Here is a 17,061-nt window from a genome sequence, read left to right as displayed (position 1 = left end):
AACTTGGTTAAACACGTTTCCCATAACTAAAAATAACCCCAGTTGATACTGGGGCTATGATTTTTACAAAAAGTTCAGTCTTTCTCTGAGTTGTTATGCGAATTTACGTACTTCACCTTGACCAGCAACGTTAGTCACACAACGGCCACACACTTTTTCGTGACCTTCGATTGTGCCAACGTCTGGCGTGTGGTGCCAACAACGGTCGCACTTCTCGTTCTCTGTCGCTGCAACTTCAACGAATAGACCATTAAGATCTGTCGCTTGTGCTGCATCGCTCTTCTCGCTCAGAGGCTTAACAACCGCTGCTGAAGTGAGAAGAACAAAACGTAGTTCGTCTTCTAGCTTGTTGATTTTCGCTGCTAGTGCATCGTCTGCGTATAGAGTCACTTCAGCTTGCAGTGCGCCACCGATGGTTTTCTCTTTACGAGCGTCTTCAAGAAGCTTGTTCACTGCGCCACGAACAGATTGGATTTCCGTCCAGAATTCGTTGCTTAGCTCTTCGCCTTCCGCTAGACCAAATAGACCTTCGAACCACTCACCAGTGAATACGAACTTGTCACGCTGCTCTCCCGTTGGTAACGAGCTTGGCATTTCGTTCCAGATTTCGTCTGCTGTGAACGACATGATAGGTGCCATCCAACGAACCAGAGCTTCTACGATGTAGTAAAGCGCAGTTTGACAGCTGCGTTGAGCGTGGCCGCCCTTCTTCGCTGTGTACTGACGGTCTTTAATTACGTCTAGGTAGAAAGAACCCATCTCGATAGAACAGAACTGCATTAGACGTTGAGTTACACCGTGAGTGTTGTACTCACCGTATGCTTTAACGATCTCTTCTTGTGCAGCTTGTGCGCGGCCTACAGCCCATCGGTCTAGTGCCACCATCTCTTCCGCTGGAACTAGGTCAGTTTCTGGGTTGAAACCGTTCAAGTTCGCTAGGAAGAAACGCGCTGTGTTACGAATACGACGGTAAGCATCTGCTGAACGCTTCAGGATCTCGTCAGAAACCGCTACTTCACCTGTGTAGTCTGTAGAAGCAACCCATAGACGCAAGATATCGGCACCTAGCTTGTTAGTTACATCTTTAGGTGCAACAACGTTACCGATAGACTTAGACATCTTACGGCCGTTACCATCCACTACGAAGCCGTGTGTTAGCACTTGCTTGTATGGCGCTTCGTCTTTCATCGCGATAGATGAAATTAGAGAAGATTGGAACCAACCACGGTGTTGGTCTGAACCTTCTAGGTATAGATCCGCTTTGTTGCCGTTGTACTCTTCACGAGCGTCAACAACTGAGTAGTGTGTGACACCTGAATCGAACCATACGTCCAGTGTATCGAGTACTTTCTCGTAATTGTCCGCTTCTTCGCCCAGTAGGTCAGAGATTTCTAGATCCCACCAAGCTTGAATACCCTTCTGCTCAACAAGTTGAGCGACCTGCTCGATAAGCTCAAGCGTGTTCGGGTGCAGTTCTGCTGTCTCTTTATGAACGAACAGAGCGATTGGCACACCCCAAGTACGTTGACGAGAGATACACCACTCAGGGCGACCTTCGATCATACCTTCGATACGGCTTTGACCCCACTCAGGCATCCACTCAACACCCTTGATTGACTCAAGAGCTTTCGCACGTAGGCCAGCTTGATCCATCGATACGAACCATTGTGGTGTCGCACGGAAGATGATTGGCGTTTTGTGTCTCCAGCAGTGTGGGTAGCTGTGTTCGTAAGCGTGGTGATGTAGTAGAGCACCTTTCTCTTTCAGTACTTCAAGTACAGAGTCGTTCGCTTTAAATACGTGTTGACCAGCAAATAGCTCAGTGTCAGGTAGGTAAACACCGTTTGAACCTACTGGGTTTGCTACTTCTAGACCGTACTTGTTACCAACCGCGAAGTCTTCTTGACCGTGGCCCGGTGCTGTATGAACTACACCTGTACCTGAATCCGTTGTTACGTGATCGCCAAGGATCGCAGGAACAGTGAAGTCGTAGAATGGGTGGTTGAACTGAGTTAGCTCAAGATCAGCGCCGCTTGCAAAACCTAGGTTATGGAAGTGCTCGATACCCGCACGATCCATTACGTCTTTAGCTAGCTCAGAAGCAACGATGATACGCTGTGCAGCTTGATCGCCATTCGCTTCTACTTGGATTAGAACGTATTCAAGATCATCACGTAGACATACTGCGCGGTTTGCAGGCAGAGTCCATGGTGTTGTAGTCCAGATAACGATAGAGATATCGCCTTGGCCTTCGTGACCTTCAGCTAGCTTGAACTTAGAAACTAGCGCAGCTTCATCAGCCGCAGTGAATTTCACGTCGATTGATGGAGAAACTTTGTCTTTGTACTCAACTTCCGCTTCCGCTAGAGCAGAACCACAGTCAGTACACCAGTGAACAGGTTTGAAACCTTTCAGTAGGTGGCCATTGTCTGCAATTTTACCTAGAGCACGGATGATGTTTGCTTCAGTGCCGAAGTCCATAGTGCGGTATGGCTTATCCCACTCGCCCATGATACCTAGACGTTTAAAGCTCTCTTTTTGACCTTCAACTTGGCCCGCAGCGTACTTACGACACTCTTCACGGAACTCAGAAGCAGAGATCTTCTGACCTGGTTTGCCTTTTTTCTTCTCAACCATCAGCTCGATTGGAAGACCGTGACAGTCCCAACCTGGGATGTATGGAGCATCAAAACCAGACAGAGTCTTAGATTTAATAATAATGTCTTTAAGAATCTTGTTTAGCGCGTGACCAATGTGAATATCGCCGTTCGCGTAAGGAGGGCCATCATGCAGTACGAAAGATTTTTTACCTTTCTTCGCTTTACGGATTTCGCCGTAAAGATCTTCTTTGTACCAACGCTTAAGCATTTCTGGCTCACGATTTGCCAGATTACCGCGCATTGGAAACCCTGTTTCAGGTAAGTTCAGGGTATCTTTATAATCACTCATCGATTCTTAATTCCGTTATATTGGGCGAAGTTAGACATTATGTTAATCGGTGGAATCAACCGATTAATTCTTTAGCTGACGCAGCCACACCCTTGCTGCTTCAGCATCCAATTCTATTTGATTCTTTAGTGCGTCGAACGATTCAAACTTTTTCTCGTCGCGCAGTTTATGCAAAAGACGTACTTCTAACTGTTTACCATATAAATTGGCTTTAAAGTCAAAAAAATGTACTTCTAGTTGCTGACGAACCCCATTTACCGTTGGTCGTTGTCCGATATTGGCAACACCACCGACAGGTGAACCATCGATGTCGACTGCTTCGACAACATACACCCCAGAGACTGGAGAGACACAACGTTTCAGTGGGATATTCGCCGTTGGGAAACCTATGGTTCTTCCCAATTTACGCCCATGAGAGACACGACCACTGATACTGTAGTCACGCCCTAACATGGCAGCGCTAGAGGCCAAATCGTCAACCGCCAGAGCATTGCGTATTTCCGTGCTACTTACACGTAGCTGGTTTAAGCAGTAGCTTTGGGTGCTCACCACCTCAAAACCGTACTTTTCACCCGCTTCTTTAAGCATAGCGAAATTGCCGGTGCGACCTTTACCGAAGCAAAAATCATCACCCACCACCAAAAACTTCACACCCAGTTTGTCCACCAGCAGATCTTTAATAAAAGCATCCGCCGATAGGTTCGCGAAGTAGTGGTTAAAGTTGACACACAATAAACGGCTAATATCCAGCTTACTCAGCTGCACGAACTTATCTCTTAAGCGAGTTAAACGTGCAGGGGCTTTGTCACGAGCAAACAGTTCCATGGGCTGAGGCTCAAACGTCATCACGACAGAGGGTAAGCCCAATACCGCAGCTTGTTTGGATACCTGGCTCAGTACTTCCTGATGTCCTAGATGTACACCATCAAAGTTGCCTATGGTTAATACACAGCCGTGATGCTGCGCTTTAATATTGTGAATGCCTCGGATTAGTTCCATTACGACCAGCTAAAATCTGTTATTTGCATCATTCATTGTGTGAAACCGACGGATTATATACTAATCAGTATTACTCTGTCGCTGCTTTTAAATGTTTTACTCGGATACCCAAAGCGAATACAGAGACAATATAAGCAAAGCCGCCAAGTGCAATCAAGCCAGTTAGCATAAGCGCTCGGTAACTAAAGCTCCACTCAAGCCATTGTTGCATACTCTCTAGCTGCCATAAAATCACAGCAACCATTGCGCCACCCGCAAGTAAAAGCTTTCCGCTAAAAACTAAAGTCGTTTTCGTTAACTGGTAAACGCCAGCTAAATGTAAGCCTCTATATAGCAGTGCCATATTGACAAAGGCTGACAGCGCGGTCGCAATCGCCAAACCTACATAACCATAGAAATAAGCAAAAATGGCATTAAACACCATATTGCTCACCATTGCGATAATACCGTACTTAACAGGCGTTTTTGTGTCTTGGCGTGAGTAATAACCCGGCGCCAGCACCTTAATCAACATAAAGTTTAATAGACCCGAAGCATACGCAACCAGTGACATCGACGCTTGTTCCACGTCATGAGGGCTAAATTCGCCACGCATGAACAACACCATCAGCATTGGCTTTGCTAAAACAATGAGGCCGAACATGGCAGGAATACCCAGCAGCAAAACCATGCGTATCCCCCAATCCATAGTATGAGCAAAACCTTCACCTTGGGCATCCACATGTTTACGAGAGAGTGCAGGCAGAATCACGGTCGCGATAGCAATTCCAAACAAACCCAATGGGAACTCTAACAGGCGGTCAGAGTAATAAAGCCAACTGATGGAGCCTGTGGCTAGGAAACTGGCAATAAAAGTATCAAACAGTAGATTGATTTGACTGACGGAAACACCAAACAGAGCGGGGATCATCAAAGTACGGATCTTAACAACACCAGGATCGCGCCAGCCCCACTTGGGCTTAACTAAAACGCTCTCTTTAATTAAAAAAGGTAGTTGGAACAGAAACTGAACCAAGCCGCCTAAAAAGACACCAATCGCCAATCCAATTTCAGGCTGTTCCAGATTCGGCGCAATGAAGAGCGCAGATCCTATGATCATGACGTTCAAGAACACTGGCGTAAAAGAAGAGACCGCAAATTTACCTAAGGTATTAAGAATCGCCCCAGATAAAGCAACGAAGGTAATGAACCATAAATAGGGAAAAGTGATTTTGAGCATCAAACTGGCTAACTCAAATTTATGAGCCGACGGACCACCATTGAGCCAATCGATAAACCAACCTGCACCAAATAGAGCGGTGATGACGCCAGAACCAATCACACCAACTAAAGTAACAATAGAAACCAATACCCCAAGCGTACCAGATACTCTCGCTATCAATTCGCGAGTTTTGTCTTTGTCTCCAGCAGCGTGGTATTCAGTCAGAACTGGTACGAAGGCTTGTGAGAAGGCGCCTTCAGCAAACAGACGACGCAGAAAATTAGGGATCTTATTGGCAAAGAAAAAGACGTCAGCACTGGCTCCTGCCCCCATCAAATTGGCAACGACAACGTCGCGCACAAGTCCCAATACACGGGAAACAAAAGTCATCGCACTTACTATCATGCCTGACTTTAATAGTCGTTTACTCACAAAAACCTCTGACACTGATTGATTAGTTCTAAGCGAGGATAAATACTATCCGATCGTTAGAAGCATATTTATTAGCATTGGTCTAAAAATGCTGTTAGAATCCCCGCCATCTTAACCGCGATAACCTTTCCATTCCAAAGTTTGTTTGGCTACGATTGGTTTTTGCACAAATCATTTGACAATTAAGCGCAAATGAGGGATAGTCCTCGCCCTTAAATTGTCACCGAACTAAGTTTTTGGGAGTTAGACCCTTGGCAAACAGTAAATCTGCTAAGAAGCGCGCTATCCAAGCTGAGAAACGTCGCCAGCACAACGCTAGCCGTCGTTCTATGATGCGCACTTACATGAAAAAAACTATCGCAGCTATCGCAGCTGGCGATAAAGAAGCTGCAACTGCTGCTTTCGTAGAAGTTACACCACTTCTAGACCGCATGGCGACTAAAGGCCTTATTCACAAGAATAAAGCTGCTCGTCATAAGTCTCGTTTCGCTGCTGCAATCAAAGCTCTTTAATAGATATTTGATTTCAAAGCAAAACGAAAAAAACCGGCCTTGGCCGGTTTTTTTATGTCTGGAATTTATGATTTTATTGGTCGTTATGACACACATCCATGTGTTTTGAAACTCGCAATCAATATCGCTCTACTTCTTACAGTAGATACCATGCAGTAACGTAATCATTGCTTTCACCTCTTTACTACTCAATGTGTAGTAAACCGTTTGAGCTTGTTTACGTGTTTCAACTAAACCATCTCGCCTTAGCCATGCTAAATGTTGCGACAAAGCCGATTGACTCAGTTCTAACATTTTGCACAACTCACCTACCGATAATTCGCTATCGTGTAATAGACACAAAATCTGTAGGCGGCGCTCATTCGCCATCGCTTTTAGCAATACGACGGCTTGTGCCGAGTTTTTCTCCATTTCTTTCAAGTTCATAGTCTGGCTCCCTACTACCTTCAACGCCAACTACGGGCTATCAGTACTATTTACGGCATATTGTAGAGTTATGATAATCGATATCAATTCATTAACAAACTAACTCACTCGAACAAATTACTAAAATCTGCGTCACATACATTTTTAACTGCCGGATGTTGGATCATCCTCTCAGCAAAAATGACATAGTACTCTTCTTTCAACTCTTCAATACCACCCAACATCTGTAGTGAGGTATCTTCTTCTACTTCAGATAAATAAAGTGTTGGTGCTAAGAAAATGGCATCGTGGTGATAACGCGCAAAGGCTTTCATTAATGCAGCATCATCAAATTCACCCAAGATGTCTGGCTTCAGGCCTTGTCTATCAAACCATTGCAAAACCTTGCGCCCCATCGAAGTACGGCTACCCGGTATTAATAGCTTTCTCTGTTCCAAGACCGCGGGAAAACTGACATTGTCGACCTTACCGGTACAGAAAAAGCTCATACCACTCTCACCTAGCTTCTTACTGAATAACCCCGGACTTTGGCTCGAGTCTACTGGACAGTCAGACAGGATCATATCAAGCTTATGTTGCGACAGCTGTTCCAATAGCATTTCGTGAGTCGATTCAAAACAGCGTAAATGAATGCTGTTATCTTCAGGGATCGTCGACATTAAGATCTTGCTGACGAGCCTTTTTGACAACGCATCTGCAACCCCCACATCAAACAGGATATTAGAATGTTGGCTGTAATTAACGATGTCCAACATCTCATAACTAAGACCAAACATACGGTCAGCGTATTTAAACACCAGTTGGCCTAGTTCTGTCGGCTCAACACTACGTCCATTTCGCTTAGTGAGCTTGCCATCCATTCGTTCTTCAAGAGCTTTAATTTGCCCGGTGACGGTTTGAGGCGTTAAGAAGAGCGCTTCAGCTGCTTTAGTGATTGAACCTTGCTTGCACACCATCCAGAAATAATAGAGGTGGTTGTAATTAAGATGCGACATGATGAAAGCCGTATTGAGTTGTATGACACTCTTTTATAGCAAATATGACACCTCACCTCAATTACTTCGGTTTTTACATCGTTAAAACGGAAAAAACATTGAATTTACCGAAATGTAAATATTCACACTGTCACATTAAATCGTAGAAAAGCGATTTTTTTTCAATTTTTTCATTCAAAAGCGCAATAAACAAAATAATAATAAAACTTAAAATACAACAACTTAAAACAACATAATCAGCTATAAAAATATTTAAACAGTAAATTATCACAAAAAAAAGCCGCACTAATAAAAATGTCATATTACTGAAATATTCGACCTCTAACATCACGCTCAGATTAACTAACAGACCAAACACAGACTTTAACGGTCCATGGAGAAAACATTATGAACCAAGCTACTACTGCAGCAGCGCCAATCTCGAGCACTACTCGCTGGCTACGCTGGGCTAACTTGGCATTCATGCTTTACCTACTACTTCTTTCTGTATCAATGGTAGGTACTGGCTTTAAATGGGCAACCGGCGAACAGGCAAAGGTTCTTTTTGAATTTGCTTCACACCCAGTTGCAGGCTTAATGATCGGCTTGGTTGCAACCGCACTTATCCAATCATCAAGCACCGTGACATCTATCATCGTTGGCTTAGTTGCGGGTGGTTTACCTGTTGAAGTAGCTATCCCTATGATCATGGGTGCAAACATCGGCACAACGGTAACTAACACGCTTGTAAGTCTTGGCCACGTTCGTTGTAAGGATGAATTTAAGCGTGCGTTTGCAAGTGCAACGATTCACGACTTCTTCAACCTACTTGCCGTAATGATCTTCCTACCGCTAGAGATGATGTTTGGCATTCTTGAGAAAGTATCTCACTGGCTGGTATCGCCAATGCTTGCAACTGGCGACATGAGCATGAAAGGCCTTAACTTCATCAAACCAATCACTAAACCGGTAGTGAGTGCAATCAAAGAACCACTATCTACATTCGGTGACACAGTAGGTGGCGTACTCCTTATCGTTCTTGGTATCGCAACTATCTTCGTTGCTATCACAGTGATGGGTAAACTAATGAAGAGCCTAATGGTAGGCCGCGCTCGTGAAATCCTAAAGAACGCTATCGGTCGTGGTCCTCTGCACGGTATCGCTTCTGGCTCAATCGTTACTGTTCTTGTTCAGTCTTCTTCTACGACAACAAGCTTGATGGTTCCGCTAGTAGGTTCAGGTGTTCTTAAAGTACGTGACGTTTACCCATTCACTCTAGGTGCTAACATCGGTACGTGTATCACAGCACTACTAGCAGCAACAGCAGTATCTGGTGAGTTCGCAGTATTCGCACTACAGATTGCTCTAGTACACCTAGTATTCAACATCATGGCAACAGTATTCATCTTTGGTATTCCGTTCCTACGTGAACTACCAGTTAAAGCAGCAGACCTGATTTCAGACATGGCTGTGAAGAACAAAGCAGTTGTAGCAGGTTACCTAATCGCTGTTTTCCTAGTGCTACCAGGTTCTATCCTAGCGCTAACTGCTTAAGCAAAAAGTCCATCGCATAATCAAAGCCCGCAACGAGAGTTGCGGGCTTTTTCTTTTTTAAGAGCAGATGAGAGATTCGAGTGAACGAGTGGCGAAGAGATAAAAGCAGATACAAAAAAGGCTGCACCATGACAGCCTTTCAAATCATTTTATAAGCGTATTATACCGAGAACGGGTACTTAATCGCTTCGTGACACTCGTAGCCTTCTACCCAGAAGTCGTCCAGTGTTACCCATGTTTCTAAATCTTCTAGAGACTTAATCTCAGGGTTAATGTGGAAGGTTGCTGGTGCGAGAGGTTCACGCTTCAACTGGATATCACGCATTAGTGCAAGCTGGTCTTCGTAGATGTGAGCATTGACTAGCTTGTGATAAGCCACACCCGGTTTCTTGCCAGTGATTTGCGCCATAATCGCTAGGAATACGTAAACCTGAACCATATTGAAGTTAAGGCCAAGTGGGACATCACAAGAGCGCTGAGTGCTGTTTAGATACAGAGTATCACCCAATAGAGAAAAGTGATGGCTGTACATACACGGACGAAGACAACCCATGTGGAATTCGCCAGGGTTGTAGAAATTTAGGATCTCACCACGGTCATCAACACCACGCGTTAAGTCATCAACAATCTTTTTTAGCTGATCGATGTGTCCGCCGTCTGGCTTTGCCCATGCACGACCTTGAACACCATAAACACGGCCCATGTCGTCTTCACCTTTACGGTGAGGGTTATTCAACCAAGCTTCATTAAGGTTTGCATTTGCATCCCATGTTTTGGTGCCCAGCTTACGAAAATCTTCAGCATTATCATAACCACGGATGTAACCAAGTAGCTCAGCAACTGCCGCTTTCCAAAAACTCTTACGTGTCGTCACAAGTGGGAACTGGTTGTTGCCAACATCGTAAGTCAGGTCTGCATTGATCACCGTTAGGCAGCGTTTGCCTGTACGCTCGTTTTCAATCCACGTGCCTTCATCAACGATTCGCTGACAGAGTTCTAAATACTGCTTCACACCAATTCCTTACTTCGTTTGTTTTGGGACTTCATCTTTGTAGTGACCGCGCTTGTATGCCCAAACCACCATAAGAACACCGATAATCACCATAGGTAGAGACAGGATTTGACCCATTGAGATAAATCCGCCAAACAGACCTAGGTGTGCATCTGGTTCACGTACATATTCTACTAAGAAGCGGAATGTACCATATCCAGCAAGGAACAGACCAGAAACTGAACCTAATGGGCGAGGCTTCTTAATAAACCAGTTCAAAATGAAGAACAGAACAATACCTTCAAGCGCCATTTCGTACAGTTGAGATGGGTGGCGAGGCAGTGGGCCTCCATTCGGGAAGACGACACCCCATGGCACATCCGTCACTCGGCCCCACAATTCGCTGTTCATGAAGTTACCTAAACGCCCCATACCCAAGCCAAACGGCACCAATGGCGCGATCATGTCGGCTACGCCAAAGAAGGTTCGACCGTTCTTTTTCGCATACCAGAACATTGCGGTAATAACACCTAGCAGACCACCGTGGAATGACATGCCGCCAGTCCATACTTTAAAGAGATACAGAGGATCCGCTAGGAAAAGGTCAAAATTGTAAAACAGCACGTAACCAACACGACCACCGATAACAACCCCCAAGAAACCAGCAAATAGTAAATCTGAGACTTGCTCGCGAGTCCAACCACTGTTTGGTTGGTCTGCACGGCGATTAGCTAGCCACATCGCAAACACAAAACCAACAAGGTACATCAAACCATACCAACGAACAGAAATTGGCCCTAGTTCAATCAGAACAGGATCGATATTGGGGAATTCGATAAAACCCTGAGACATATTTAGCTCTCTATCTAGAATAAAAGAATTAGCCAACGGCTAAGAGGAGTACACTACAGCAGCATGCTTGCGGCTATAAACATTAAAAAGACGGCGAACACTTTTTTTAATACAGGCGTTGGCAGTTGTGTTGCCAACTTAGCACCAGTGCGAGTGGTAAGTACCGAAGTACAAGAGATAGCCACTAACGCAGGCACATAAACGTAACCTAAACTATACGCAGGCAATGATTCAACCGACGAACCGTGCCAAATAAAACCAATCATACCCGAAATGGCAATCACGCAACCACAGACCGACGAAGAGCCGACCGCCTTACGCATCTCAACCCCATGATGATTCAGAAAAGGTACAGACAGTGAACCACCTCCAATTCCGGCTAAGCTGGAGATCACACCAATACCGCCACCGCATGCGACTGTTTTTGCTGGGTCCGGCATAGTCTTTTGGCTGTGAGAACGTATCGACAACAGCATTTGCATTGCCAGCAACAAAACAATGATGCCAAATACTTTAGGGAGATATTGAGATGGGATGGAATCGGCAATAAAAGAGCCCATAAAGCCGCCAACCACAACACCAGGCATCAACCACTTCACCACGAACATCTCAACATTACCAAGTTTCAAATGGTTCAACGCAGAAGAGCCAGAAGTGACAATAATGGTCGACAAAGAGGTTGCCAACGCCATTTGCATCGCAATCTCATGTGCAATACCCGCTTTAGGCAATAAGAACAACAATGCTGGGACGACCAACAAGCCTCCGCCAATGCCCAATAAGCCAGCCAATACACCAACAACGGCGCCAAGGCCCGCTAGCAATCCAATGAGTTCGTATGACACGTTTAATCCTATTTTTTACCTGCTCTGATAAAGCCGGCAAATTCACGCTGTTCGAAATAGGACAGCATCATACTATAGATGTCACTGCCGTACGGCTGCACGAGTGCATTATTTGCTAAATCTTGTAAATCACTCAATGAAGACTGACGTATCAGATATTTAATCCTTGCCACATTCGAGGTGTTCATACTCAAAGTTTGATAACCAAGACCGATCAATAGCAGTGCACCCATCGGGTCACCCGCTAACTCACCACAAATACACACCGGCAGTTGATACTGTTTACAAGTATCGTGAATCTGCTTGAGCGCCATGATCACTGCTGGATGCATAGATTCATAGACATCAGAGACACGAGAATTGTTCCGGTCAACCGCCAATAAATATTGAGTGAGATCGTTAGTACCAACTGAAACGAAATCAACACGGTCAGCAATCAATGGCAATAAGTAAAGCATTGAAGGGACTTCAAGCATGATCCCGATACGTGGCATACAAACACGATCATCAATCTCATACACCTCTTCGTACGCCTGCTTGATAAGCTTCAATGCATCATCAAGCTCACGCGCACCGGAGATCATGGGTAGAAGAATGCTAAGGTTTTGACTGCCACAGCTGGCTCTGAGCATAGCCCTTAGCTGAATAATAAAGATGTCTGGATGGTCGAGCGTGAATCGAATACCACGCCAGCCCAAGAAGGGGTTATCCTCTTCAATCGGAAAATAAGGTAGAGCTTTATCACCACCAATATCCAGCGTTCGCATCACAACCTGCTTGTCTGGATAACTCTCCAGCACCGATTGGTACTGTTTAACTTGTTCATCTTCTGAAGGAAAACGCTGTTGCAGAAGGAAAGATATCTCAGTTCGATACAGACCAACGCCATCAACGCCTTGATTGAGTGCAATGTTGGTATCAGCACTCAAGCCCGCATTAAGTAAAATCTCGACCTGGTGATCGTCTTGTGTTTTGGCGGGTAGGTGAATATCACGATTCACCATTGTCGAGAGCTCTGTCTCTTCGAGGATCAGCTCTCGATACTCTTTCAATAAGTTTTGAGTCGGCTCAATGAAAATCTCGCCACTATAGCCGTCAACAATGACCTGCTTACCGTTCACATTGGTAAGATTAAGAGTCACTCCCATTACCGATGGAATACCTAGAGCGCGTGATAAAATGGCAGCGTGAGAGTTCGCTGCACCTTCTAGCGAAATCACCGCCAGCAACTTCTCTTTCGGGATCGAAGCCAATACAGACGCTGTGAGCTCACGGACTACCAATACGATTGGCTTCTCTAAAGAGTGCTGCTCTTGTTCTGAATTGTGTAAGAAATAGAGTAGACGCTGTCCAAGCTCTCTAATATCTTGCGCTCGTTCACGTAGGTAGAGATCAGACATACGAGCAAAACGACTTGAGTAGCTCTCCACGACTTGTCTCAGTGCCCAATCGGCTTTATCCCCTTTTTGAACCTGTGCCTTGAGATCATTGCGCAACATCGGATCATTCAAAAGGTGGGTAAACAGGTCGAAGATCGCCAGAGCGTCTTTGTTGATATCACTGTCTAAACGCTTACGCATGCGCTTAAAGTCATTCAGTGCGTTTTCAACTGCGACCGCGAGCAGTTCATGTTCACGTTCGATATCAAGCGTTGAAGCAGGATACACATCGGTTAACTCTGGCTGGGTATTATCCCACCACAGCTCACCAATCGCCACTCCCGATGAGGCAGCGATCCCTTTAGTCGAAGGTTGATCTTGATGTTCCAACAACCACATACCTTGTGTTTGCGCATGCGCGACAATCACCGCTAATTGTGCAGACAAAGTAACGAGAAACGACTCCTCCATCTCACTGAATAAGCGTGGCGATTTTTGCTGGATGACCAGAACCCCAAGCACTTGCTTACGGTAGATAATCGGTGTTCCAAGAAAAGAGTGATAAACGTCTTCCCCAAGTTCTGGGAAAAACTTATAGGCAGGGTGCGCAGAAGCTTGCGCGAGGTTGATAGGTTCAGCACTGCGTTTAACCAAGCCGACTAAACCTTCGTCAAACCCAATATGGATACTGTTCCCTTCAAAAATGAGGCCTTGAGTTGCCATCAACTCAAGGCGCTGCATATCATTGTTGGCTAAATACACAGTACAGCACTCAGTCTGCATTGCGCTGCACGTCTCTTTTACTAAAATATCTAATGCGGTTGAGACATCTTCAACTCTAGATACGTGTTCAACTATTTCCCTTAGTTGACTGAGCATGCTTAACCTCTACGCTGTTTGCGTTTTCCTTTTGTTTTCCGCTCTTTAAATGGCATAGCTAAAGAAGCGAACTCTTTCATTGCACGGCGGTATACGTCTCGCTTGAAAGAAACAACTTGTCGAACAGGGTACCAGTAACTTACCCAACGCCAACCATCAAATTCAGGTGTACTTCCACGTTGCATGTTAATACGCGACTCATCGCAATCTAAACGCAGAAGAAACCACTTCTGTTTTTGTCCAATACAGACAGGTTTTGAATCCCATCGAACCAGTCGTTTGGGTAGCTTATAGCGTAACCAATGACGACTTGTTGCGACGATCTTTACATCCTTTTTGGTAAGGCCAACCTCTTCATATAACTCACGGTACATTGCCTGCTCCGGAGTTTCACCTTCATCGATTCCCCCTTGAGGGAATTGCCATGAATGTTGCCCGTATCGTTTAGCCCAGAAGACCTGACCATGGTTGTTACAGATTACAATACCAACGTTTAATCGGTAACCATCGCCATCTATCACTGGCCAACCTCTATTTAAATTTTTAATTACACTGATTTTTCCACATATCCCCAAGCGGAGCAAACTTCGTGACGTGATTAGGGCTATATTTATGAATAATTTCTTAAAACTGGATAACTTTTACTCACAAAATAGTTACCCACACAATAGTGAGACATAGACCACATTTATTCACCTTTTCTGTGAATAACTATGTGAAGAATTCACCGCAAACGTTTTTTTTAATCCATACTTTCATCAACAGCCCAAACCAACAACAATTAGACATAAAAAATAATACATAAAAATCAAATACTTAAATTAAATTAATCGCTAAACTAGAATTACATTTTTCAAATGATCTTTTGAAAACTCAACATGGTTAAAGATCAACCAGCCTTAGCTTTATCCACACTCATCATTCAAAGATTCAGTTTACACGCTATTTGGCAAGCATTTTATCCTCTCGAAACCCCTGTTTATTTATCCACTGGTTTGTTTTTATAGGATTTTAGACTCCTAGCCTGTGGATAACCGTAGAATTGATCTGTAAACCGCCACTATGATCGTTTATTAACCACACTGCATTTTCATTCGAATCTGATAAAATCGGCGTTTTACCAACTCGATGTGTTATGAAACCTGAACCACAAACTGAAGCGGAGCTGCTAGAGCGAGCCTACGCCATTGCCGGTATGACCTTTCAAGAACTGGCTGAGGAAGCTGAAATGACCATGCCTAAAGATCTGAAACGAGATAAAGGCTGGGTTGGACAGCTGTTGGAGTGGCACCTTGGTGCGCCAGCTGGGAGTAAACCAGAGCAGGACTTCGCACATTTGGGCATTGAGCTTAAGAGCATTCCGATCAGTTACAGTGGCAAGCCATTAGAGACCACCTTTGTCTGTGTTGCTCCTTTAATGGGCGTTCAAGGGCTGACTTGGGAAACCAGTCACGTTCGCAACAAATTATCCAAAGTGTTATGGATCCCAGTTGAGGGAGAGCGCGAGATCCCGTTGGCAGATCGTCACGTAGGATCACCACTGTTGTGGACGCCAAGCAGAGAAGAAGAAGAGATACTTCAAAGAGACTGGGAAGAACTGATGGAGTTGATCGTGTTAGGTAACGTTGAGCAGATCACCGCTCGTCACGGCGAAGCTCTACATCTGAGACCTAAAGCAGCACACAGCCGAGTCTTAACTGAGGCGTACGGCGCGAGTGGAAAGCCAATCAAGACCAAACCGCGCGGCTTCTATTTAAGAACTCAGTTTACTCATCAGCTTCTGACAAAACACTACGCTTGATAACGAGCAATTGTAACAACGACTTAATGTGGATTCAGCGCTAACTCTATATCGCAATAGCGTTGGCTTGGCTCACTACCAAACTCGTCATAAGTGTTGTGGAGGCGTAAATAGGCCTTATCGAAACCAAGCCTGAGGAGCTCCTCTTTGACCTGGTCCAGCGATCCAAAGTGTACTGGCTCTCCACCTTGCTTAACTGGCTCTAATTTATGCTTATATTCCACTGCTAATAGATACTCTGGGATATCAGAACACCCGATAACATACACCTTGGGTGTTCGATAAGAGTCTTTATGATCGCCATGCAACCACATATCTAGTTGATGCTTTTGCATACCTCACCTCCATCAATATCTTTAGCTTAGTAGAACTGACTTTGTTTGCTAAACAACCTCATAAAAAATATGAAAAGAGGAGCGTATTACCCCTCTTTTCAACGGTACTGATTCAGAGATCCCCCTCCGACACCATAACCAGCACCTATTTCTTTATCCTAGGGAGTGACAGGTGCCATCACTCCCTAGTATTACGTCGGTATTCGCGCACTTAAGACACGACGAAGATGGCGAACTCGGCGCTCGATAGTGACGGTTTCAGGCTCTGATAATCCGATTGGTCGTCCATCGACTTCTAGACCGATATCTTTTAGTAGATGTGGATTCTCCCAAGGAAGATCGTAGGCACTGCGGCGGACTTTCCGTTTCCAGACTCGCTCCTCGTGACGAAGATCGGCTCGGATAAGAACTGTGGCTAATTTTAGGTAAACTGAGTGACGCATAATATATTCTCCAGTAGTGGGATTAGACTGGGGAAAAATAGCGTGAAATAAGAGGTAGATATGTCTTAGCTGCTATTTTTCCGCAGCCAAGTATGGGTACGGATTAATTAGTTAGATTTATCTTGGGTGTTGCGATCGGCCATTACTGATAGACGTGGCATAGCAGCCACCAAGTCAGTGCTAGGATCGAACGACGCGCAAATGTGCTGAATAAAATCGAAATGTTTCATTTGCGCCTCCAAGCTAATTAATTAATCCAAAAAGATGTGATTTGAATGCTTCTGGCTTGTTAGCAAACCATTGCTTTCACGATTAAATTCTATCCAATCGAGAACATTATTCAACCACTAATCTGTTAACAATCTGAAAACAAAGCATTCACCCAAAATCCCAATTGCATATGATGTTGAGCATAAGATATTCACTATGATTATATAAATTTATAGAGCTTATCTCTGTTCATGCTTTTCAATCAGATAAAAAGCTTCG

16 protein-coding genes are annotated in these 17,061 nt (G+C 44.7%); 3 read left to right on the top strand and 13 right to left on the bottom strand.

What is annotated here, in order from left to right; all coding sequences use genetic code 11:
* Window positions 1–93 precede the first annotated feature (93 nt).
* The 3 genes from ileS to murJ form a co-directional block, all read right to left on the bottom strand.
* Window positions 94–2,949, bottom strand: a complete 2,856-nt coding sequence (gene ileS, locus AC6I7V_RS02485; RefSeq protein WP_498011269.1) for an isoleucine--tRNA ligase — start codon at window positions 2,947–2,949, stop codon at window positions 94–96.
* 63 nt (window positions 2,950–3,012) lie between these two features.
* Window positions 3,013–3,948 (bottom strand): bifunctional riboflavin kinase/FAD synthetase, encoded by a 936-nt coding sequence (ribF, locus tag AC6I7V_RS02480; protein ID WP_255231420.1) that lies wholly within the window; start codon window positions 3,946–3,948, stop codon window positions 3,013–3,015.
* A 70-nt stretch (window positions 3,949–4,018) separates the two neighbouring features.
* A complete protein-coding gene (gene murJ, locus AC6I7V_RS02475; RefSeq protein ID WP_498011268.1) occupies window positions 4,019–5,581 on the bottom strand; it encodes a murein biosynthesis integral membrane protein MurJ in 1,563 nt (520 codons plus the stop codon).
* Window positions 5,582–5,832: 251 nt separating this feature from the next.
* Here murJ and rpsT point away from each other — a divergent pair, with 251 nt between their 5' ends.
* On the top strand, window positions 5,833–6,093 hold the full coding sequence (gene rpsT / locus AC6I7V_RS02470) for a 30S ribosomal protein S20 (protein ID WP_032553178.1): 261 nt from the start codon (window positions 5,833–5,835) through the stop codon (window positions 6,091–6,093).
* Window positions 6,094–6,222: 129 nt separating this feature from the next.
* Here the strand turns inward: rpsT and AC6I7V_RS02465 are convergent, their stop codons facing one another.
* Window positions 6,223–6,519, bottom strand: a complete 297-nt coding sequence (locus tag AC6I7V_RS02465; RefSeq protein ID WP_255231422.1) for an ArsR/SmtB family transcription factor — start codon at window positions 6,517–6,519, stop codon at window positions 6,223–6,225.
* A gap of 104 nt (window positions 6,520–6,623) precedes the next feature.
* Entirely contained in the window at window positions 6,624–7,514 is an 891-nt protein-coding gene (nhaR, locus tag AC6I7V_RS02460) for a transcriptional activator NhaR (RefSeq protein ID WP_239841542.1), read from the bottom strand.
* 387 nt (window positions 7,515–7,901) lie between these two features.
* Here nhaR and AC6I7V_RS02455 point away from each other — a divergent pair, with 387 nt between their 5' ends.
* Window positions 7,902–9,047: a Na/Pi symporter gene (locus tag AC6I7V_RS02455; protein WP_032553175.1), complete on the top strand. Its 1,146-nt coding sequence runs from the start codon at window positions 7,902–7,904 to the stop codon at window positions 9,045–9,047.
* A 160-nt stretch (window positions 9,048–9,207) separates the two neighbouring features.
* Here AC6I7V_RS02455 and AC6I7V_RS02450 read toward each other — a convergent pair whose 3' ends face one another.
* Genes AC6I7V_RS02450 through rppH form a run of 5 tightly spaced genes read right to left on the bottom strand, consistent with a single transcriptional unit; the run spans window position 9,208 to window position 14,514 of the window.
* Window positions 9,208–10,059, bottom strand: coding sequence for a thymidylate synthase (locus AC6I7V_RS02450; RefSeq protein ID WP_498011267.1), 852 nt, complete (start codon window positions 10,057–10,059; stop codon window positions 9,208–9,210).
* 9 nt (window positions 10,060–10,068) lie between these two features.
* Window positions 10,069–10,890, bottom strand: coding sequence for a prolipoprotein diacylglyceryl transferase (lgt, locus tag AC6I7V_RS02445; RefSeq protein WP_498011266.1), 822 nt, complete (start codon window positions 10,888–10,890; stop codon window positions 10,069–10,071).
* Between the two features lie 53 nt (window positions 10,891–10,943).
* Window positions 10,944–11,735: a sulfite exporter TauE/SafE family protein gene (locus AC6I7V_RS02440; RefSeq protein WP_255231426.1), complete on the bottom strand. Its 792-nt coding sequence runs from the start codon at window positions 11,733–11,735 to the stop codon at window positions 10,944–10,946.
* A gap of 8 nt (window positions 11,736–11,743) precedes the next feature.
* Window positions 11,744–13,993, bottom strand: coding sequence for a phosphoenolpyruvate--protein phosphotransferase (ptsP, locus tag AC6I7V_RS02435; RefSeq protein ID WP_498011265.1), 2,250 nt, complete (start codon window positions 13,991–13,993; stop codon window positions 11,744–11,746).
* Between the two features lie 2 nt (window positions 13,994–13,995).
* Window positions 13,996–14,514 (bottom strand): RNA pyrophosphohydrolase, encoded by a 519-nt coding sequence (rppH, locus tag AC6I7V_RS02430; protein ID WP_239841548.1) that lies wholly within the window; start codon window positions 14,512–14,514, stop codon window positions 13,996–13,998.
* A gap of 614 nt (window positions 14,515–15,128) precedes the next feature.
* Between rppH and mutH the strand changes: the two genes are divergently transcribed.
* Window positions 15,129–15,794 (top strand): DNA mismatch repair endonuclease MutH, encoded by a 666-nt coding sequence (gene mutH / locus AC6I7V_RS02425; RefSeq protein ID WP_255231428.1) that lies wholly within the window; start codon window positions 15,129–15,131, stop codon window positions 15,792–15,794.
* 23 nt (window positions 15,795–15,817) lie between these two features.
* Here the strand turns inward: mutH and AC6I7V_RS02420 are convergent, their stop codons facing one another.
* The 3 genes from AC6I7V_RS02420 to AC6I7V_RS02410 all read right to left on the bottom strand — a co-directional run bounded on the left by AC6I7V_RS02420 (window position 15,818) and on the right by AC6I7V_RS02410 (window position 16,802).
* The gene (locus AC6I7V_RS02420; RefSeq protein WP_032553168.1) at window positions 15,818–16,129 is read right to left on the bottom strand and encodes a DUF6482 family protein; all 312 of its coding nucleotides are present in this window, start codon (window positions 16,127–16,129) and stop codon (window positions 15,818–15,820) included.
* 191 nt (window positions 16,130–16,320) lie between these two features.
* Window positions 16,321–16,572, bottom strand: a complete 252-nt coding sequence (locus tag AC6I7V_RS02415; RefSeq protein WP_255231429.1) for a DUF1127 domain-containing protein — start codon at window positions 16,570–16,572, stop codon at window positions 16,321–16,323.
* A 107-nt stretch (window positions 16,573–16,679) separates the two neighbouring features.
* Window positions 16,680–16,802, bottom strand: coding sequence for a hypothetical protein (locus AC6I7V_RS02410; protein WP_261882591.1), 123 nt, complete (start codon window positions 16,800–16,802; stop codon window positions 16,680–16,682).
* Window positions 16,803–17,061 lie beyond the last annotated feature (259 nt).

The sequence above is a fragment of the Vibrio sp. KUL70 genome, assembly GCF_059725515.1.
Note: the sequence above shows the minus strand (reverse complement) of the source record. Positions and strands in the feature narration are given on the sequence as shown.